Raw genomic sequence first — 21367 nt, forward strand, 5'->3', positions numbered from 1 at the left:
AAGGAGAACAAATTATGTCAAAACATCCATTTGAACACTTTAATTTAGATGAGAATTTAATTGAAGCTGTTAAAAATCTTAATTTTGAAAAACCGACCGAAATCCAAAATAGAATCATACCGAGAATTCTTAAAGGAACAAATTTAATAGGACAATCTCAAACTGGAACTGGAAAATCACACGCTTTTCTCTTACCATTAATTCAACTTATAGAAAGTGACATTCAAGAGCCACAAGCCATAGTAGTAGCTCCAACACGTGAACTTGCTCAGCAACTTTATCAAGTTGCTATGCATTTAGTAAAATTCAAAAAAGGTATAAATGTAAAACTTTTCATTGGTGGCACCGATTTAGAAAAAGATAAACAACGATGTAACCATCAACCACAACTCATTATTGGTACACCAACAAGAATTAATGATTTAGCACATTCAGGTTATCTTCATGCACATTTAGCCTCATATTTAATTATAGATGAAGCGGATTTAATGATTGACCTGGGTCTCATTGAAGATGTTGATCATATTGCAGCGAGATTAGATAATGAAAATGCTCATCTAGCGGTATTTAGTGCAACAATACCTAAATCATTGCAACCATTTTTAAATAAATATTTAAGTCAACCAGAATTTGTAGAAGTAGATGGTAAAGCTCATAATAAAGAAAATATCGAATTTTATCTAATTCCTACAAAAGGTTCTGCCAAGGTAGATAAAACATTGGAACTGATAGATATATTGAATCCTTATCTATGTATTATTTTCTGTAACAGTCGTGAAAATGCCGATGAATTGGCAGACACTTTAAATAAAGAAGGAATTAAAATAGGTATGATTCATGGTGGTTTAACACCAAGAGAACGTAAACAACAAATGAAAAGAATAAGAAATTTAGATTTTCAATTTGTCATTGCAAGCGATCTTGCTTCTAGAGGAATAGACATTGAAGGCGTAAGTCATGTTATTAATTTCGATGTACCCAATGACATCGATTTCTTCACACATCGCGTAGGTCGAACAGGAAGAGGTAATTATAAAGGAGTGGCCATTACATTATATGGTCCTGATGAAGAAAGTAATATTACTCTTATCGAGGACAAAGGTTATAAATTTAAAAATGTAGATATCAAGAATGGTGAATTAAAACCGATTAAGGCACACAATATGCGTAAATCAAGACAACGCAAAGATGACCATTTAACCAATGAAGTTAAACACAAAGTAAGAAGTAAATCAAAACGTAAAGTTAAACCAGGCTATAAAAAGAAATTTAAACAAGAAGTTGAAAAATTGAAACGTCAAGAAAGAAAGCAGTATAGTAAAAAGCAAAAAAGACAAAAACGAAAAACTAATAAAGGATAGGTGAAATGAATGTTACTAGGATCACATGTTTCAATGAGTGGCAAAAAAATGCTGCAAGGGTCAGCAGAAGAAGCACATAAATATGGTGAATCAACATTTATGATTTATACAGGTGCACCACAAAATACAAGACGTAAAAATATTGAAGATTTAAATATCGAAAAAGGCCAACAGGCAATGAAAACATATGGTTTATCAAATATCGTTGTACATGCACCATATATCATTAACATTGCAAATACAACCAAACCTGAAGTATTTAATTTAGGAGTTGACTTTCTACAAAAAGAAATCGAAAGAACTCAAGCACTTGGAGCAAAAGATATTGTACTACATCCTGGGGCGCATGTCGGAGCAGGTGTAGATAAAGGAATCCAAAAAATTATTGAAGGACTTAATGAAGTACTCACACATGATAATGATGTAAGAATAGCACTTGAAACTATGGCGGGGAAAGGAACAGAAGTAGGGAGATCTTTTGAAGAAATTGCTCAAATAATTGATGGTGTTACACATAATGATCGCTTATCAGTTTGTTTTGATACGTGCCACACTCATGATGCCGGATATAACGTCAAAGAAGATTTCGATGGTGTACTAGAAAAATTCGACAATATAATTGGAGTAGATCGAATTAAAGTAGTACATGTTAATGACAGTAAAAACCTAAGAGGTGCACAGAAAGATCGTCACGAAAATATCGGTTTTGGTCATATTGGCTTTGATGCACTTAATTACTTAGTGCATCATGATACTTTTAAAAATATTCCAAAAATATTAGAAACTCCATATGTTGGTGAAGATAAAAAAAATAAAAAACCACCGTATAAATTAGAAATAGACATGTTAAAATCACAAGAATTTGATCCAGACCTCAAGAACAAAATTTTAAATCAATAAAATATTTATAAAATTAAGCCATTCATCGTCTTTTCATTCAGTGAATGGCTTAATTATTTGATCATGTTAAATAAAAATAATAACGTTTTAATTACGACTATCAAGCCATTAGACTAATTATAGAACAACCAAAACTATATGTAATTTAAAATAGTCGTAAACATTACTATTTACATAAAAATTAATAAGTTGTATAGTTATATGCGAGGTGAAAACCATGACAACGCCAGTTTTTGAATTACGAAATTTAGATTATTATTTCGATAATAAGCATGTATTAGAGAACATAAATATCAAAATTAATAAGGGCGAATTTTTAGCAATTGTTGGTCCAAACGGGGCAGGTAAATCTACTTTACTAAAAGTCATATTAGGGCTATTGCCTATACAAAAAGGGGAGATAATTGTTGAAGGAAAACCATTTAAAGATAATAAATCTTCATTGAAAATTAGCTATGTCTCTCAGAAAGCTTCTGCCTTCAATGCAGGTTTCCCAGCTAGTGTAAAGGAAGTTGTTTTAAGTGGTCTGACTAAAACCAAAAAAATATTTCAAAGATTCAATAAAAGTGATTATCAAAAAGTCAAAAAGGTATTAGAGAGATTAAATATATCTCATTTAATAAATAAAAATATAGCTGAACTATCTGGTGGACAACAACAACGTGTACTTATTGCTAGAGCACTTATTTCTAACCCAAGTGTGCTAGTGTTAGATGAACCTACAAACGGAATTGATGCAAAACATGTAAGCGAATTTTACGATACACTTGATAAATTAAAAAAGCAGGGGATTACAATAATTTTAGTCACCCATGATATTGGCGTTGTAGCAGATACCGCTACAGAAGTAGCATGTTTAAATAAACATCTTCATTTCCATGGTTCTACAGAAGCATTCAAGTCTTTAGATGAAGTGGAAATTTCAAAAATTTATGGTCATCCTATTCAATTTGTTGATCATCAACACAACCGAACATGTTGTAATGAGGGAAATGAATAAATTTATATTAGAAACAAAGAGGAAGTGTAACTTTTGATAGATGCGTTATTAAATTTTGATTTTATTAGATATTCTTTGATTAGCGGTCTGCTTATTGGCTTTATCGCACCATTAATAGGTGCATTTATTGTAGTTCGAAGACTATCATTAATTGCTGACGCTTTGAGCCACGTGACATTAGGTGGCATTTCCTTTGGTATGTTTTTGCTTACCATTATTCCCGTATTCTCAGTAATAAACCCTATGTGGTTTGGTATTCTTTTTGCTGTTATTGGAGCGTTATTAATTGAAAAATTAAGAACTTCATTTTCTAATTATCAAGAAATTGCAATTCCTATTATAATGAGCGCTGGTATTGCCCTAAGTGCTATTTTTATTTCTCTAGCAGATGGTTTTAATCAAGAAATCGTAGGCCTACTATTTGGATCAATTAGTGCAGTAAATATTAGTGATTTAACTACAATTATTATCATTACAATAATTGTTCTCATATTTATTGTTTTATTTTATAAAGAATTATTTATTTTATCATTTGACGAAGAATATAGTAAGGTCATAGGTATACCAAAGTGGATTCAATTTTTGTTTATAGTAATTGTTGCAATGGTTATATCTGCATCAATGAGAGTTGTAGGTATATTATTAGTAAGCGCGTTAATAACTCTTCCTATAGCAATTTCAATGAGAATAACTAAAGGATTTAAACAATTAATAGCATTAAGTATTATATTAGGAGAACTGTCTGTAATTCTAGGATTAATTATAGCTTTTTATATGAATATATCACCTGGTGGTGTCATTGTTGTACTATTAGTAGTAATGCTCATACTAACGATGACTATTCAGAAGTTAAAAATTAAGTTCAAAAAGGGAGTCGTTTAAGAATGAATACAAATGATGCAATTAAAGTTTTAAAAGAAAACGGACTTAAATACACTGATAAACGTAAAGATATGCTAGATATCTTTGTTAAAGAGGATAAATATTTAAATGCTAAACATATTCAACAACAAATGGATAAGGACTATCCTGGAATATCATTTGATACTGTATACAGAAATCTTCATTTATTTAAAGATTTAGGCATTATAGAGAGTACCGAATTAGATGGAGAAATGAAATTCAGAATCGCATGCACAAATCATCACCATCATCATTTTATTTGCGAAAATTGCGGAGAAACTAAAGTGATTGATTTTTGTCCAATTGAGAAGATTAAAAGTCAATTACCCAATGTAAATATTCATACTCATAAACTAGAAGTGTATGGTATTTGTGAAGAATGTCAACGTAAAGCAAACTAAAAAACATTCGGATCATAATACTGGCACATTTCATCATTTCAATTTAAAATTTTCGGTCATGAAATTTTAAATATTTAATATAAAATGAATACTCATGATTTGTAGCAAAAGAACCTAGTGATAATAACTGAAGTTCTTTTACTAATTATAGGCCATTAGTCGTATTTATTAAAATTTATGTATTTTTATGTTTAATCTTCACAAATTTGAGATATATTTATAGTATATCAATTAGTAGATTTAGAAAAATATTAAGAAGATTCACATTAACAATTTTGATAAATTGTAGTGTGGGTCGGGAAAACAATTCTGCAATTAAAACTTTTTTGAAAGCATATTCTTTGTTGCTTATAAATCTACTTGTTATGATATAGTTATAGACAATTTAGGAGGATGATTATTTATGGCTTTTGAATTACCAAATTTACCTTATGCATATGATGCATTAGAACCACACATCGACAAACAAACTATGGAAATTCATCATGATAAACACCATAACACATATGTTACAAAATTAAATTCAGCAGTTGAAGGGACAGATTTAGAAGCTAAATCAATCGAAGAAATTGTTGCTAATTTAGATAGTGTGCCATCTAATATTCAAACAGCTGTTCGTAATAATGGCGGTGGACACCTTAACCATTCATTGTTCTGGGAACTATTATCACCAAATTCTGAAGAAAAAGGTGAAGTTGTAGATAAAATAAAAGAACAATGGGGTTCTTTAGACGAATTTAAAAAAGAATTTGCAGATAAAGCTGCAGCACGCTTTGGTTCAGGATGGGCTTGGTTAGTTGTAAACAATGGACAATTAGAAATTGTTACAACACCAAATCAAGATAATCCAATTACTGAAGGAAAAACACCAATTTTAGGTTTAGATGTTTGGGAGCATGCTTATTATCTTAAATATCAAAATAAACGCCCAGACTATATCAATGCATTCTGGAATGTTGTTAACTGGGAAAAAGTTAATGAATTATATAATGCAACTAAATAATCAATATTAAATAACTTTAGAACATAGAAATTCTAAAAATCAGTTTAAACAATACCTTATATTTTTTGTTGTAGCCCTTAGATGATCGTCATCTAAGGGCTAATTACATATAAAACTAAATACTATCTACAACACGTGAGAAATGAGATTCATTACTTAATATCCATTTTTATTAAAATCTAAATTAACATAAAAGTATATGCATTTAGTTTGAATTACAATACTGATGAAACCGATGTAAAAATTTTTATTATTGATTATTGTTTAAAAGTATATTTATAAATTTGATTATCAATTGATAAAGGAATTTTTCTGCGTCTCTTTTTTGTTAAAATGATAGAAAAATAATCTAATATCATATATCATTTGTATGAGAGACTTTGAATAGAGGTAGGTTGTTTTGCTGAAAAGATTAAAAGAAAAAACAAATGATGAAAAAATGAGAAACACCATGAATAAAAGAATCAATTTCATATTTGGATTTATAGTATTTATCTTTGCTATAGTCGTATTGAGATTAGGTTATTTACAAATAGCACAAGGATCTCATTACAAACAATTAATCAAAAACGATGAAAATATAACTGTTAATGAATCAGTACCAAGAGGCAGAATACTAGATAGAAATGGCAAAGTACTAGTTGATAATGCTTCAAAGATGTCTATTACATACACTAGAAACCGTAAAACTTCACAAAAGGAAATGTTAAATACTGCTAAGAAACTGACAGATTTAATTAAAATGGATACGGATAAAATTACTGAGAGAGATAAAAAGGATTTTTGGATTCAAATGTATCCGTCATCTGCTAAAAAGTTAATGAGAAAAGAACAATTAATGTTAGAAGATGGCAGTATTTCACAAGAACAATTTGATACACAATTAAGAGATAAAATAGGAAAAAAACAATTAAAACAGTTAACTAAAAAAGATTTGCAAGTTTTAGCAATTTATCGGGAAATGAATGCTGGGTCAACTCTAGATCCTCAAACAATTAAAAATGAAGACGTAAGCGAGAAAGAATATGCAGCCGTATCACAACAACTTTCTAAATTACCTGGTGTAAACACTACAATGGATTGGGATAGAAAATACCCATACGGTGATACTTTAAGAGGTATATTTGGAGATGTGTCGACTTCGACTGAAGGTATACCTAAAGAATTAACCGAACAATATTTATCAAAAGGTTATTCACGCAATGATCGTGTCGGTAAATCTTATCTTGAATATCAATACGAAGATGTTCTTAAAGGCACGAAGAAACAAATGAAATATACAACTGATAAATCTGGTAGAGTAATAAGTTCAGAAGTACTTAATCCTGGTTCAAGAGGTCATGATTTACAATTAACTATAGATATTGATTTACAGAAAAAAGTAGAATCTTTATTAGAAAAACAAATTTCTAAGTTACGTAGTCAAGGTGCTAAGGATATGGACAATGCGTTAATGGTTGTCCAAAATCCTAGAAATGGAGACATACTTGCTATGGCAGGGAAGCAAATTGATAAGCAGGGTAAACTCAAAGATTATGATATTGGCAACTTTACAGCTCAATACACGGTCGGTTCTTCAGTAAAAGGAGGAACATTATTAGCTGGGTACCAAAATAAAGCTATTAATGTTGGAGAAACTATGGTAGATGAGCCATTAAAATTCCAAGGTGGTTTAACTAAACGATCATATTTTAATAAAAATGGTCATGTATCTATCGATGATAAACAAGCACTTATGCATTCATCAAACGTATACATGTTTAAAACCGCACTTAAATTAGCAGGTGATCCCTATACTTCAGGTATGTCATTACCTAATAATATAGCAGATGCGGGTCGTAAATTGCGTAAAGGGTTAAATCAAGTAGGTCTTGGCTTAAAAACAGGCATTGACTTACCGAACGAAACGCCAGGCCAAATAGAGCCCTTAACTAATAATCCTGGTAACTATTTAGACTTAGCTATTGGACAATACGACACATATACACCACTTCAGTTGTCCCAATACGTATCAACTATTGCAAATGATGGCTATAGAATTCAACCACATATTGGATTGTCTATTTATGAATCTACTAATAAAGATGAAACTGGCCCATTAAAACGTAAAATTAAGGGTAATGTTTTAAATAAGGTAAATAACTCAAGTGACGAAATTAAAGAAGTTCAAGAAGGATTTAAAATGGCTTTCAATGAAAAGCAAGGTACGGGTTATGCTAGTTTTAGAAATACTGTAGTACCTTCAGCTGGTAAAACTGGGACTGCTGAAGTTTTTCAAGATGGAGAACCTAGAGTTAATTCAACATATATCGGTTATGCACCCGTCGATAATCCTAAATTATCTTTTTCAATTGTCTACACAAATCAACCTGTTCCACCACCTTGGTTAAATGGTGGAGATTTAGGTAGAGACGTAATCAACTACTATTTTAAAGATAAAGATAATAAAGATGACTCTCGATCTAATAACGAAGAGAAAGAAGATTAATTTAAATTGTCAACTTAACTAATCATAAAATTATACTTTGCAAATAGTTAAGTAATTGGTATAATAAATAAGTCGTATTTTGAAAAGGTAAGGAGGAGAAATTCATGCGCGTAAACGTTACATTAGCTTGTACAGAATGTGGAGATAGAAATTATATCTCAACAAAAAACAAAAGAAATAATCCTGAACGTGTAGAAATGAAAAAATATTGTTCACGTGATAATAAACATACTTTACATCGTGAAACTAAATAATTAATGTTTTTAAATTTGTACATGACGATATAAAATCGATTTAATCCCTTTAAAGTAACCACTTATAAAAGTGAAAACTTTGAAGGGATTTTTCATTTACTTTTTGTCTTTAAATACCAACTTAATGACATTAGTTACTATAAACGTTATAATGTTAAGTGAACGAAATGGGTGAATAAAATGGATAAAAAGGGACTACGTAGAAATATAATTAAAAAGATGAAATCTTACGACAAAGTACAAAAACATTTGGCTGATGAATGGTTGGCTAAGAAATTATATCAAAGTGAAGCTTATCGCAAAGCTAACAAAATTGGTATTGTTTTATCGATGCCTCATGAAGTTAATACATATCCAATTATTACTTATTCGCTACATAATAATAAAAAAATTTTTGTTCCTGAAACAAATTATCAACAGCAAGAAATGACTTTTAAACAACTATTATCAATTGAGGATATCGAGAAAGATGGCAAAGGTATTTATCATTCTATTTCCCCAGTCGGTACAACGAATAAAATGGACTTAATTGTAGTACCTGGGGTTGCATTTGATAAATTGGGCTATCGAATAGGTTATGGTGGTGGTTATTATGACCGATTCCTGAGCCAACATAGAAGTAATACAGTTAGTTTACTATATGATTTTCAGTTAGCCCAATTCAATATAGAACCACACGATCAACCTGTAGAGCAATTAATTATTTATCACAATAAAGTGGTGGAGGAATAAATGAATATTAATAAACTTTATTGGAAGGCCTTATATTACTGGATTAGGTATCTTAATTATAATGTAATTTATCGTGATAAAGGGGACGATGAAATATGGTTGTCTCATAAGAGAAAACAATCCATTGTTGTTTTTAGAAAAAATGTTACATCTACCCAAGAGATTAGGTTTGATAAATCAAAAATTATGGAACGACCTGAAGAAATACAACAATTCATCGGTTATTTACCTGAATCTTATGAATTTTATTATTTTACGGATAAAGAGCTTTCAAAAGAAAATTTAAATGAAGAAAAACCAACTAAACTGAAATTTAAAATTTTAAGCAATGAGCAAAGCTTAAAGTCACTCCCTATAAACTTTTTACTTATAAAAATGCTAATTAATAATGAAGATAAAAAGACTTATCTTTATTACAAAAGAAAAGTTTTGACACAAAATCTTGTTGATAAACATATGCAACGTTTTACCCCTATTACATATACACTTATCTTAATTAATATTGTGATATGGTTATGTATGATTTTATACTTAAATCGATTTTCTGATGTTAAACTATTAGAAGTAGGTGGACTTGTTCATTTTAATGTTGTACATGGAGAATGGTATAGACTTATTTCGTCAATGTTCTTACATTTTAATTTCGAACACATTTTAATGAATATGCTTTCTCTATTTATTTTTGGTAAAATTGTCGAATCAATCATTGGTTCATGGCGAATGCTAATAATTTATATTATATCCGGATTATATGGAAATTTTGTTTCTCTATCTTTTAATACGTCTACAATTTCAGTCGGTGCTAGTGGAGCAATATTTGGCTTAATTGGTTCTATTTTTGTGATTATGTATTTAAGCAAGAATTTTAATAAAAAAATGATTGGCCAGTTATTAATTGCATTGGTTGTTTTAATCGGTTTTTCACTTTTTATGTCTAATATTAATATAATGGCACACTTAGGTGGATTTATCAGTGGTGTATTAATTACATTAATAGGCTATTATTTCAAAACACATCGCTCTTTATTTTGGGCATTTTTGATTGTATTTTTACTTATATTCATTGTTTTACAAATTAGAATATTTACTATAAGTGAGGATAATATCTATGATAAATTAATTCGGGATGAAATGATTAAAGGTAATTATAGCGAAGCAAAACATGTTGTAAAGCAAACACTTAATAATAATTACGCCGATGATGAAACATATTACCTTAGTGGTTTGATTACTGCAACTAAGAGCTCGCAAGCAGAGGCCGTATCAGAATGGGAAAGAGGTTTAAGAAAATTTCCAAATTCAGGTGTACTTAATTATGAATTAGCTATAGCTAATCGTTCTTTAAGTGATGATAAAAAGGCTTTAAAATATATAAAAAAAGCTGTAGCAATTAATCCTAATAATAAAAAATATGTTAATTTAAAAAAAGAGTTGAGTAAATCTAATGACGCGAAAAATTAAAAATTTTTATGACGTGTTACAATTACTTAAAACATATGGTTTCATTATCTATTTTAAAAATCCAGATGATATGTATGAAATGATGATACAAGAGATTAAATCCTTATATAGTTATCAATTGTTAACGAAGGATGAATATCTGAATTGTATACTGATAATAAATCAAAGAAGGAATGAAAAATAATGACAGATATTATTTTAGCTGCCGATATAGGCGGAACAACTTGTAAATTGGGGATATTTGACAAGGATTTAGAACAATTGCATAAATGGTCTATTGATACTGATACAAGTGACCACACTGGTGAGTTACTTTTAAAAAACATTTATGATTCTTTTACTGAAAAGGTTGCAGAATTTAAATATGATTTTAACAATGTTGTTGGAGTCGGTATTGGTGTTCCTGGACCTGTTGATTTTGATACTGGAGTTGTATACGGAGCTGTTAATTTACATTGGCCAGGTAGTGTCAATGTAAGAGAAATTTTCAAACAATATGTTAATTGTCCAGTTTATGTTGATAATGATGCTAATGTTGCTGCATTGGGAGAAAAACATAAAGGTGCCGGTGAAGGTGCTGATGATGTAGTAGCAATTACTTTAGGTACCGGACTTGGTGGAGGTATAATTTCTAATGGAGAAATCGTACATGGACACAATGGGTCAGGCGCTGAAATTGGACATTTAAGAGCTGATTTTGATCAACGTTTTCAATGCAATTGTGGTAAATCAGGGTGTATAGAAACAGTTGCTTCTGCTACTGGTGTAGTAAATTTAGTTAATTTCTATTATCCTAAATTAACGTTTAAATCATCAATTTTACAACTTATTAAAGATAACCAAGTAACAGCAAAAGCTGTATTTGATGCAGCTAAAGCCGGTGATCAATTCTGTATATTTATAACTGAAAAAGTTGCAAATTATATCGGCTATTTATGCAGTATCATTAGCGTTACTAGTAATCCAAAATATATTGTTCTAGGAGGGGGCATGTCTACTGCCGGACTTATCCTTATAGAAAATATTAAAACTGAATATCGTAATTTAACTTTTACTCCAGCTCAAAATAATACTGAGATAGTACAAGCTAAATTAGGGAATGATGCTGGTATTACTGGTGCAGCTGGACTTATCAAAACATATATCATAGATAAAGAGGGTGCTAAATAATGGCAATTGTTGATGTAGTAGTTATTCCAGTAGGAACAGAGGGTCCTAGTGTAAGTAAATATATAGCAGAAATCCAAACAAAGTTAAATGAATTTAAACAACAAGGGAAAATTGATTATCAATTAACACCAATGAATACATTAATCGAAGGTGATTTGAAAGATCTTTTTGAGGTGATTCAAGCAATTCATGAATTACCTTTTGATAAAGGATTAGATAGAGTTTGTACAAATATTAGAATTGATGATCGTCGAGATAAATCAAGAAAAATGAATGATAAATTAAAATCAGTACAAAAACATCTAGACCATAGTGGTGAATTATAATGCGAATTTCAAATTTAACATTAGGAATCGTTGACACTAATACGTACTTCATTGAGAATGAAGAAAATGTAATATTAATCGATCCCTCAAGTGAAAGTCAAAAAATAATTAAAAAATTAAATCAAATCAATAAACCTTTAAAAGCAATTTTATTAACACATGCACACTATGATCATATCGGAGCATTAGATGATATTATTGAAAAATATCAGGTTCCAGTTTATATGAGTAAAGATGAGTTTGATTTTTTAACTGATCCAGATAAAAATGGCTCATCTAAATTTACACAATATGGTTTATCTAAAATAGAAAGTCACGCAAATCCATTAAGTTTATCAGAGGGTCCTGCAGAGATTGAAGGATTTAAATTCAAAGTATTACATACGCCTGGTCATTCTCCAGGTAGTCTTAGTTTTGTTTTTAATGACTTTGCTGTTGTTGGCGATACTCTGTTCAAAAATGGTATCGGTCGTACAGACCTTTATAAGGGAGATTATGAAACATTAATTGATTCAATAAAAGATAAATTATTTGAATTAGAAGGTGATATGCCACTTTTCCCTGGACATGGGCCTTACACCACAGTTGACGATGAGCAACTCAATCCTTTTATAAATGGTTAATATTAGAGAGTAAAAAAATCGCCTCCTACGTTTATATATGTAGGAGGTGATTTTTTTTGAAAATTTTATTTGAACAGATTATCAATCATGCAATTAAGCAAGAAGCAAGTGACATACACTTTATACCATGTGAGGAACACACTATAATTAAGCTAAGAATTAAAGATGAGCTCACAATATATGATACACTTTCATTTCCAATTTATAAAAAATTACTTATATACATGAAGTTTCAATCTGGGTTAGATGTATCAACACAGCATAGGGCACAAAGTGGTAGATATAGTTATAAGATGAAGCGTTTATATTATTTAAGAATCTCTACATTACCGTTATCATTAGGCAATGAAAGTTGTGTAATTCGTATAGTACCTCAATACTTCCAAACTAAACGAGAATCATATGAATTTAAAGATTTTAAACATTTCATGAAAAAGAAACAAGGTCTACTTTTGTTTAGTGGGCCAACTGGCTCTGGCAAAAGTACTTTAATGTACCAAATGGTCCTTTATGCACATCAAAATTTGAATTTAAATGTAATATCAGTTGAAGATCCAGTAGAACAAATACTCAATGGAATCACACAAATATCAGTTAATGAAAAGGCAGGTATAAATTATGAAAGCTCTTTCAAAGCCATTTTAAGGTGTGATCCGGACGTAATTTTAATTGGTGAAATCAGAGATTCTACCGTAGCTAAATACGTGATTCAAGCCAGTTTAAGTGGACATTTAGTTTTGTCGACAATGCACGCGAATGATTGCAAGGGAGCATTATTACGATTATTAGAAATGGGTATTTCTGTCCAAGAGTTGTGCCAGGCAATCAATTTAATTTCTAATCAAAGATTAATCACTACTACTACAAATACTCGTCAACTAGTATCGGAATTAATGTTTCAAAGCCAAATCAATTATTTTTTTGAACATAATCATTCTTTACCTAAAAATTTCACAAAATTATCTACACATTTAAACAAAATGTCTAAAGAAGGTGTTATATGTGAAGAAGTTGTCGATAAATACATTTAAATATAAGAGGAATAAATATCTTACTGAAATACAATCAATAGACTTATTACAGAGATTACATCAGCTTTTAAGTCACGGATTCACTTTATATCAAAGTTTTAAATTTTTAAACTCTTATTTTAAATATAAAGAACGAACAATAAATGAAAAGATTATCCAACATCTACAAAACGGCGCTACATGTTATGATATTTTAAAAATGATAGGGTATCCAGAATTAGTTCTTCTTCAAATAAAATTTGCTGAAAACTACGGTAACATTGATGAGGCTCTCGTTGATACTGTTCAATATATGAAAAGAAATTTGAAAGCTAAAAAACGACTCATCAAAACCTTACAATATCCTGTTGCATTAATTTCTATCTTCTTATTCATATTAACCATTTTAAATATAACTGTCATACCTCAATTTCAACAACTTTATGAGACTATGAATGTTAAATTATCAACATTTCAAAATCTACTAACTCTTATTATTACCCTTCTTCCCAAGCTAACTTTCATTTTTATCTTTATGAGTGGTATAGCATTTTTTATCACTTATAAATTTTACTATTATCTACCAATTGAGAGAAAATTAAAATCTATTTTAAAAATCCCAATGATTAATACGTATTATAAAATATATAGAACTTATCAACTTTCCAATCAGCTTTCTTTATTTTACAGAAATGGTACAAGTCTTCAACAAATTGTCCAAATATATCGTAATGAGCAAGATAACGAATTTCTTAAATTTCTGGGTAATTGTCTTTTTAAAGAAGCTAATAGAGGGCTCCCGTTACCTACTATATTAATGAATCTACAATGTTTTCAAAATGATTTAATTAAATTCATAGAACAAGGAGAGAAAAATGGAAAATTAGATATAGAATTAAAATTATACAGTCAAATGTTATTACAGCAATTTGAGGAAAAAGTGTTAAAACAAACAAAATTTATACAACCTATCATCTTCTTTATCTTGGGAATTTTTATTGTATCTTTATACTTAGTCATTATGCTTCCTATGTTCGAACTTATGCAAACAATAAAATAATTTGAGGAGTGACATCAATGAAAACATTGAAATTATTGAAACAAACACGAGCATTTACCTTGATAGAAATGCTTTTAGTATTACTAATAATCAGTTTATTATTAATACTTATAATTCCAAATATTGCAAAACAAACATCTCATATTCAGTCAACTGGATGTGATGCTCAAGTTAAAATGGTAAACAGTCAAATAGAAGCCTACGCTTTAAAACATAACCGCAACCCTTCTAATATTGATGATTTGGTTTCAGATGGTTTTATAAAAGAAGGACAAAAAACATGTAAATCCGGTCAGACAATTAGTATTGCAAATGGAGAGGCAGTTGCCAATTAAAAACATTAAAGCATTTAGTTTAGTCGAGATGATTTTTACTTTGTTTATTATCAGTTGCTTGTTGATAACAACTTTATGGTCACGAAACCTATTCGACATTCAGCTAATTGATGAAGAACATGAAATTAAGCAATTAATAACAAAATTTAATTACTATAAATCTAAAGCTATTAGCAACAATGAATCGATAACTTTATTATTTTTTAATAATTCAAATAGAGTACAAGTAGTTGAAGAAAATGGAGATAAATATAGTTTTAAACTTAATAAAGGAAAAGTGACTAATATAGCTAAAATTCAAACATTAAATTTTGATAAAAATGGAAATATCAATCATTTTGGTTCGCTCATTTTACAATATAATTCACATGCTTATAGATTAATCTTCCATATTGAAAAGGGGCGTTTGAGATTTGTCAAAATATAAATTTAAAGGGTCTTTAATTATTGATGCATTGCTAGCCTTTTTTATAGTTAGTACAATAACAATGATTTTAATACCTATGTTTTCAAACTTAAACAATCAGTATCTTATCAATTTAAATAACATAAAAATCAAGCAAATCATGATAACTAGTCTTCAACACTATAAAAAGAAAGAACTTTATCAAGGGGTTGTAATAGAAAATTATGAAATACAATTATTCAATCATAAAATATGTGGGGCGGATAAAGCATTTAATACGCGAACCTGTATTTCTATTTAATATAAAAGCATTTACCTACATCGAAGCATTATTTGCTTTATTTGTGACTACTTTAATACTCGCTTTATTACCGACTATACTTAAATTGACTTCATTTTATCTAAATACTGCTCAAAATAACGAAGATATTCAATTTGAATTTTTTAGAAGAGATTTACTTAAAGAGAAAATGACGACTAAAAACAATTATGAGATCGAAAATGCATATACAATTAAACTTAAGAAAAATAAAGATGTTATTAGGTATATTTATAAGAACCGTAAAATTTACAAAAATATTAATCAAAGAGGTAATATTACATTGTTAAATCATGTCTTATCTACTCGTATATTAAAAACGAACGATAATATAGTGAAATTATTAATAACAACAGGAGATGCGAACGATAAACACAAAGAAATCCTTTTTTTATAGCCAAAAAGCGTTCATTAGTTTATATTTAATAGTAATTTTTTCAATTTATTTATCAATTATATCTTTTTATATCTCTCAATATAGTTTAAAATTAAAGACAATACATAACTTAGATGTTTACTACAATAAAGTTATCGTTAATAAGTTAAAAGAGGTAGATTAATTTGAAGAGTATTCAAGTGCCTATTATTTTAGTTGGTTTCATGGGAACTGGTAAAACCACTGTTGGAAAATATCTTTCAGATTTATATAATTTAAGTTATGTGGATTTAGATAATTTTATTGAAGTAAATGAATGTAAATCTATACCTGATATATTTAATGATATCGGAGAAAAAGGTTTTAGATCATTGGAGACAAAGTACCTAAAAGCATGTCTCAATACTTTCGATATTATTTCAACTGGAGGAGGTATTATAGAAGATACGAATTCATTAAAGCTCTTAAAAAGCCAAAAGCATGTGGTTTGGCTAGATTGTGACATTGAAATCATTTTCAAACGAGTTAAAAATGATTCACATAGACCCAATGCTAAAAGTAAAAATCTTAACCAACTTGATGCCTTGTATTCTTCAAGACTTTCAAGATATAATGAAATCGCATTCATGAAAGTTGATAGTGCACAGAGTGTCTCTGAAATTTGTACTTTAATTAAAACAAAATTATTAAGCGATTGATCAGTATTAGAGAGAATAGAGATCAAAACTTGAATCATTATGAGTTAAACGATTATAGTCTATTACAATTTTGACTCTCTATCGCCGAAGGTGCAAGTGAAATAACGAAACTCTCAGGCAAAAGGATAATACTGTGACGCATTCCTGAAATGAGTATTAAAACAGGGTAGCTTTATGCTATCCTGTTTTTTAAAAATTATTAATTGGGGGTACAAGTATGACAACAGATTTGAAAAAAACACCTTTATATCAAAATTACGTTGATAGTGGTGCTAAAATTGTTGAGTTTGGTGGATGGGCAATGCCTGTTCAATTCTCAAGTATCAAAGAAGAACATAACGCAGTTAGATATAATGTTGGTCTTTTTGATGTAAGTCATATGGGAGAGATAGAGATTAGTGGTAAAGATGCAGAACAATTTATACAATACATCCTTTCTAATGATACAAATCTTCTAACAAATGATAAAGCAATGTATAGTGCTTTATGTAATGAAGAAGGTGGAGTCATTGATGATTTAGTTACATATAAACTTAATGAAAACCACTACTTGCTTATTGTAAATGCTGCAAATACCAATAAAGATTATCAATGGATTAAAAAACATAGCTCTAATTTCACCGTAGATGTAAGCAATACTTCAGACAAATACGGACAATTAGCTATTCAAGGTCCTCGTTCAAGAGTATTGATAAATGAATTAGTGGATGTAGATGTAAGCCATATGGCAATGTTTGAATTTAAACAGAATGTACAACTTTTTGGTAAATCTATTATTCTTTCGCAGTCTGGTTATACTGGAGAAGATGGCTTTGAAATTTACTGTAAGCAAGAAGATACTAAGGATATATGGGAACAATTATTAAAATACGATGTTACACCATGCGGTTTAGGTGCTCGTGATACTCTAAGACTTGAAGCTGGATTACCTTTACATGGTCAAGATTTATCTGAATCAATTACTCCTTATGAAGGAGGAATAGCCTTCGCTGCTAAACCGTTAATTGCAAATGATTTTATTGGCAAATCAGTACTCAAAGCTCAAAAGGAAAATGGTTCCGAGCGTAGAACAGTAGGTCTTGAACTATTAGGTAAAGGCATTGCTAGAACAGGTTATGAAGTACTAGATGAAAATAGTAATCAAATTGGTTTCGTTACATCAGGAACACAATCCCCATCTTCTGGTAAATCTATAGCACTTGCAATAATAGATAGAGGTGCATTTGAAATGGGCAAAAAAGTAATAGTGCAAATACGTAAGCGTCAAGTTGAGGCAAAAATAGTTAAAAAAAATCAAATTGAGAAATAAATTTAAAGGGGTGTAAATATTGAGTCATCGTTATATACCATTAACTGAACAAGATAAAAATGAAATGCTAAATAGTATTGGGGCAAAGTCTATTTCCGAATTATTTGATGATATACCTACAGATATTTTATTAAAAAGAAATTTAAACATTGCCGAAAGCGAAGCGGAGACGATATTACTTAGAAGGTTAAATCGTCTCGCAGCTAAAAATACAACTAAAGAAACACATGCAACATTTCTGGGTGCGGGCGTTTATGATCATTATACTCCTGCTGTTGTCGATGCAATGATTTCAAGATCTGAATTCTACACCGCATATACACCTTATCAACCTGAAATTTCTCAAGGTGAGTTACAAGCAATTTTTGAATTTCAGACACTCATTTGTGAATTAACAGATATGGATGTAGCAAATTCTTCTATGTATGATGGTATGACTAGTTTTGCTGAAGCATGTATATTGGCGCTAAGTCATACGAAAAAAAATAAAATTGTAGTTTCAAGTGGACTACATTATCAAGCCTTACAAATTCTACACACATACGCCAAAACTCGTGATGAATTTGAAATAATTGAAGTTGACCTTAAAGGTACTATTACTGATTTAGAAAAATTAGAACAACTTATCGATGACAACACAGCAGCTGTCGCTGTACAATATCCAAACTTTTATGGTTCTATTGAAGATTTAGAACAAATTAATAATTATATAAAGGATAAGAAAGCTTTATTTATCGTATACGCCAATCCACTTTCTTTAGGATTACTAACACCACCAGGTACATTCGGGGCAGACATAGTAGTGGGAGATACACAGCCTTTTGGTATTCCTACCCAATTTGGGGGTCCACATTGTGGATATTTTGCTACAACAAAGAAATTAATGAGAAAAGTACCTGGTCGATTAGTTGGACAAACTCAAGATGACGAAGGTAATCGTGGATTTGTTCTCACCTTACAAGCTAGAGAACAACATATCCGTCGTGATAAAGCCACTTCTAATATTTGTTCAAATCAAGCTTTAAATGCACTTGCATCTTCAATAGCAATGTCTGCTTTAGGTAAACAAGGGATTTATGAAATTGCAGTTCAAAATCTTATAAATGCTAATTATGCTAAAAATAAGTTTGAAGAGCATGGTTTTGAGGTACTAAAAGCACAATCTTTTAATGAATTTGTAGTCAAATTTAATCAACCAATAAAAAATATTAATCTTAAATTAGCAGAATATGGGTACATTGGTGGTTTTGACTTAGGTGAAGTATCAGATGATTTTAAAAACCATATGTTAGTCGCAGTTACAGAGTTAAGATCTAAAGATGAAATAGATGATTTTGTTATGAAAGCAGGTGAGTTAAATGATTAGTAAATCAAGCCCTTTAATATTTGAAAGATCCAAAAAAGATAGATATGCGTATTCTTTACCACAAAATGACATTGAAAATATCAATATTGCTTCACTCTTAGATGATAAGTATATTCGTAAACATAAGGCTGAGTTTCCTGAGGTTTCAGAATTAGATTTAGTTAGACATTACACTGAACTATCAAATAAAAATTTCGGGGTTGATACTGGATTTTATCCATTAGGTTCATGTACGATGAAATATAATCCTAAAATTAATGAAAAGGTAGCTCGTATTTCTGGTTTTAGTGAATCTCATCCTTTACAAGAAGAAGAACACGTCCAAGGTTCTCTTGAAATTATATATAGTTTACAAGAAGAATTGAAAGAAATTACTGGTATGGATGAAGTTACCCTACAACCTGCTGCAGGTGCGCATGGTGAATGGACCGCTTTAATGATTTTTAAAGCTTATCATGAAAAAAATGGACAAAGCCATCGAGATGAAGTAATAGTACCTGATTCAGCACATGGTACTAATCCTGCTTCTGCCTCATTTGCTGGATTTAAATCAGTAACTGTAAAATCTAATCAACGTGGGGAAGTTGACATAGAAGATTTAAAAAGAGTAGTAAACGACAATACAGCTGCAATCATGTTAACTAATCCAAATACATTAGGTATATTTGAACAGAATATTATTGAAATTGGGAAAATCGTTCATGAAGCAGGTGGTTTATTATATTACGATGGGGCAAATTTAAATGCTATTTTAGATAAAGTACGTCCTGGTGATATGGGCTTTGATGCAGTACATCTTAATTTGCACAAAACATTCACTGGTCCTCATGGCGGTGGTGGACCAGGATCAGGACCAGTTGGAGTAGTAGAGAAATTGGCCAGTTATCTACCTAAGCCTATGGTTATAAAAGATAATGATAGATATAAATATGACAATGATATTCCAAATTCAATTGGACGAGTAAAACCGTTTTACGGAAATTTCGGTATTTATTTAAGAGCATATACTTATATCAGATCAATGGGAGCCAATGGTTTAAAAGAAGTATCTGAAGCTGCCGTTCTTAATGCGAATTATATTAAATCTCGCCTTAAAAATCACTTTGAAATTCCGTTCAATCAATATTGTAAACATGAATTTGTATTAAGTGGAACTTTACAAAAACAATATGGTGTCAGAACATTAGATATGGCTAAACGACTGTTAGATTTTGGTGTGCATCCACCTACAATATATTTTCCTCTCAATGTCGAAGAAGGAATGATGATTGAGCCAACAGAAACTGAATCTAAAGAAACACTTGATTACTTTATTGATGCGATGATTCAAATCGCTAATGAAACAAAAAATGATCCAGATAAAGTTTTAGAAGCACCACATACAACTATAATTGACCGATTAGATGAGACGACTGCAGCACGAAAACCAATTCTTAAATTTGAAGAACTTAAGAACGAAAAGTATAAAGAACACACAAATATTGATTCTGAAAATAATTAAATCACTAAAAAGAAATCTTTATACTAGCTAAAATTTCTATAAGTTACAATAATCAAAAGTTAACTTATACTAATCTTTTACTAAATAGAAAATATCTTTTTTAAAGCATTTAAAAATTAGATTTGATGTTAATACGTAGCTTTTTTATGATATTTTTGAGAAAGGTGCGCCAATCCTCTATACGGGCTGAGACGGTACCTTTTGATGACGAGTCGTTCTCAATATGAAAATTATATAAATAAAGAAAGCGGCTGGGACATCATTCCTAGCAAAATAGCCAGTAAATGAGTTTTCTATAATTCATTTACTGGCTTCTTTATTTACAATTCTTCTTATTGTTGGCTCGCTTTCTTAGGGGACAGCTT

23 protein-coding genes, 1 pseudogene and 1 riboswitch are annotated in these 21367 nt (G+C 30.1%); all 24 genes and pseudogenes read left to right on the forward strand.

Features of this window, described 5'->3' with window-relative positions:
* Positions 1 to 14: 14 nt before the first annotated feature.
* The 24 genes and pseudogenes from HMPREF2663_RS04725 (at position 15) to gcvPB (ending at position 21002) form a co-directional block, all read left to right on the forward strand.
* Positions 15 to 1361 carry a DEAD/DEAH box helicase gene (locus HMPREF2663_RS04725; RefSeq protein ID WP_070845889.1) on the forward strand — a complete coding sequence of 449 codons (1347 nt, stop codon included), beginning with the start codon at positions 15 to 17 and terminating at the stop codon, positions 1359 to 1361.
* A gap of 9 nt (positions 1362 to 1370) precedes the next feature.
* Positions 1371 to 2261, forward strand: a complete 891-nt coding sequence (locus tag HMPREF2663_RS04730; RefSeq protein ID WP_070845891.1) for a deoxyribonuclease IV — start codon at positions 1371 to 1373, stop codon at positions 2259 to 2261.
* Between the two features lie 201 nt (positions 2262 to 2462).
* A pseudogene (locus tag HMPREF2663_RS04735) lies at positions 2463 to 3261 on the forward strand (metal ABC transporter ATP-binding protein).
* A 33-nt stretch (positions 3262 to 3294) separates the two neighbouring features.
* A complete protein-coding gene (locus HMPREF2663_RS04740; protein WP_002457730.1) occupies positions 3295 to 4143 on the forward strand; it encodes a metal ABC transporter permease in 849 nt (282 codons plus the stop codon).
* A 2-nt stretch (positions 4144 to 4145) separates the two neighbouring features.
* Positions 4146 to 4565 carry a Fur family transcriptional regulator gene (locus HMPREF2663_RS04745; protein ID WP_001831164.1) on the forward strand — a complete coding sequence of 140 codons (420 nt, stop codon included), beginning with the start codon at positions 4146 to 4148 and terminating at the stop codon, positions 4563 to 4565.
* A gap of 403 nt (positions 4566 to 4968) precedes the next feature.
* Positions 4969 to 5568: a superoxide dismutase gene (locus HMPREF2663_RS04750; RefSeq protein WP_001831217.1), complete on the forward strand. Its 600-nt coding sequence runs from the start codon at positions 4969 to 4971 to the stop codon at positions 5566 to 5568.
* Between the two features lie 400 nt (positions 5569 to 5968).
* Positions 5969 to 8056, forward strand: a complete 2088-nt coding sequence (locus tag HMPREF2663_RS04755; RefSeq protein ID WP_002475076.1) for a peptidoglycan D,D-transpeptidase FtsI family protein — start codon at positions 5969 to 5971, stop codon at positions 8054 to 8056.
* Between the two features lie 104 nt (positions 8057 to 8160).
* Positions 8161 to 8310 (forward strand): 50S ribosomal protein L33, encoded by a 150-nt coding sequence (gene rpmG, locus HMPREF2663_RS04760; RefSeq protein ID WP_001830957.1) that lies wholly within the window; start codon positions 8161 to 8163, stop codon positions 8308 to 8310.
* Positions 8311 to 8490: 180 nt separating this feature from the next.
* Positions 8491 to 9042, forward strand: coding sequence for a 5-formyltetrahydrofolate cyclo-ligase (locus tag HMPREF2663_RS04765; protein ID WP_002446539.1), 552 nt, complete (start codon positions 8491 to 8493; stop codon positions 9040 to 9042).
* Positions 9043 to 10503, forward strand: coding sequence for a rhomboid family protein (locus HMPREF2663_RS04770; RefSeq protein ID WP_038813170.1), 1461 nt, complete (start codon positions 9043 to 9045; stop codon positions 10501 to 10503). It begins immediately after the preceding gene.
* Positions 10487 to 10687 carry a YqgQ family protein gene (locus tag HMPREF2663_RS04775; RefSeq protein WP_002446537.1) on the forward strand — a complete coding sequence of 67 codons (201 nt, stop codon included), beginning with the start codon at positions 10487 to 10489 and terminating at the stop codon, positions 10685 to 10687. Before HMPREF2663_RS04770 ends, HMPREF2663_RS04775 begins: the two co-directional genes overlap by 17 nt.
* Positions 10687 to 11673 carry an ROK family glucokinase gene (locus tag HMPREF2663_RS04780; RefSeq protein ID WP_002446536.1) on the forward strand — a complete coding sequence of 329 codons (987 nt, stop codon included), beginning with the start codon at positions 10687 to 10689 and terminating at the stop codon, positions 11671 to 11673. The genes HMPREF2663_RS04775 and HMPREF2663_RS04780 overlap by 1 nt, the downstream gene beginning before the upstream one ends.
* A complete protein-coding gene (locus HMPREF2663_RS04785; RefSeq protein WP_001831234.1) occupies positions 11673 to 11999 on the forward strand; it encodes an MTH1187 family thiamine-binding protein in 327 nt (108 codons plus the stop codon). The genes HMPREF2663_RS04780 and HMPREF2663_RS04785 overlap by 1 nt, the downstream gene beginning before the upstream one ends.
* Positions 11999 to 12622 carry an MBL fold metallo-hydrolase gene (locus HMPREF2663_RS04790; protein WP_002446535.1) on the forward strand — a complete coding sequence of 208 codons (624 nt, stop codon included), beginning with the start codon at positions 11999 to 12001 and terminating at the stop codon, positions 12620 to 12622. The genes HMPREF2663_RS04785 and HMPREF2663_RS04790 overlap by 1 nt, the downstream gene beginning before the upstream one ends.
* A 56-nt stretch (positions 12623 to 12678) precedes the next feature.
* On the forward strand, positions 12679 to 13653 hold the full coding sequence (gene comGA / locus HMPREF2663_RS04795) for a competence type IV pilus ATPase ComGA (protein WP_002446534.1): 975 nt from the start codon (positions 12679 to 12681) through the stop codon (positions 13651 to 13653).
* Positions 13625 to 14692 (forward strand): competence type IV pilus assembly protein ComGB, encoded by a 1068-nt coding sequence (gene comGB / locus HMPREF2663_RS04800; RefSeq protein WP_070845893.1) that lies wholly within the window; start codon positions 13625 to 13627, stop codon positions 14690 to 14692. Before comGA ends, comGB begins: the two co-directional genes overlap by 29 nt.
* Before the next feature lie 17 nt (positions 14693 to 14709).
* Positions 14710 to 15027: a competence type IV pilus major pilin ComGC gene (gene comGC / locus HMPREF2663_RS04805; RefSeq protein WP_002446532.1), complete on the forward strand. Its 318-nt coding sequence runs from the start codon at positions 14710 to 14712 to the stop codon at positions 15025 to 15027.
* On the forward strand, positions 15017 to 15454 hold the full coding sequence (comGD, locus tag HMPREF2663_RS04810; RefSeq protein ID WP_002446531.1) for a competence type IV pilus minor pilin ComGD: 438 nt from the start codon (positions 15017 to 15019) through the stop codon (positions 15452 to 15454). Before comGC ends, comGD begins: the two co-directional genes overlap by 11 nt.
* On the forward strand, positions 15441 to 15734 hold the full coding sequence (locus HMPREF2663_RS12240; RefSeq protein WP_002446530.1) for a hypothetical protein: 294 nt from the start codon (positions 15441 to 15443) through the stop codon (positions 15732 to 15734). Before comGD ends, HMPREF2663_RS12240 begins: the two co-directional genes overlap by 14 nt.
* On the forward strand, positions 15658 to 16149 hold the full coding sequence (gene comGF, locus HMPREF2663_RS04815; RefSeq protein ID WP_002446529.1) for a competence type IV pilus minor pilin ComGF: 492 nt from the start codon (positions 15658 to 15660) through the stop codon (positions 16147 to 16149). The genes HMPREF2663_RS12240 and comGF overlap by 77 nt, the downstream gene beginning before the upstream one ends.
* 164 nt (positions 16150 to 16313) lie before the next feature.
* Positions 16314 to 16826: a shikimate kinase gene (locus HMPREF2663_RS04820; protein ID WP_002457723.1), complete on the forward strand. Its 513-nt coding sequence runs from the start codon at positions 16314 to 16316 to the stop codon at positions 16824 to 16826.
* Positions 16823 to 16965, forward strand: a riboswitch (glycine riboswitch). It overlaps the preceding gene by 4 nt.
* A 78-nt stretch (positions 16966 to 17043) precedes the next feature.
* On the forward strand, positions 17044 to 18135 hold the full coding sequence (gene gcvT, locus HMPREF2663_RS04825; protein ID WP_070845895.1) for a glycine cleavage system aminomethyltransferase GcvT: 1092 nt from the start codon (positions 17044 to 17046) through the stop codon (positions 18133 to 18135).
* Positions 18136 to 18154: 19 nt separating this feature from the next.
* Positions 18155 to 19501, forward strand: coding sequence for an aminomethyl-transferring glycine dehydrogenase subunit GcvPA (gene gcvPA / locus HMPREF2663_RS04830; RefSeq protein WP_002446526.1), 1347 nt, complete (start codon positions 18155 to 18157; stop codon positions 19499 to 19501).
* Complete coding sequence (gene gcvPB / locus HMPREF2663_RS04835; protein WP_002446525.1) at positions 19494 to 21002, forward strand: aminomethyl-transferring glycine dehydrogenase subunit GcvPB; 1509 nt, start codon at positions 19494 to 19496, stop codon at positions 21000 to 21002. The genes gcvPA and gcvPB overlap by 8 nt, the downstream gene beginning before the upstream one ends.
* Positions 21003 to 21367: the final 365 nt, after the last annotated feature.

The organism is Staphylococcus sp. HMSC077D08 (assembly GCF_001837945.1).
Taxonomy (GTDB): Bacteria; Bacillota; Bacilli; order Staphylococcales; family Staphylococcaceae; genus Staphylococcus; species Staphylococcus epidermidis.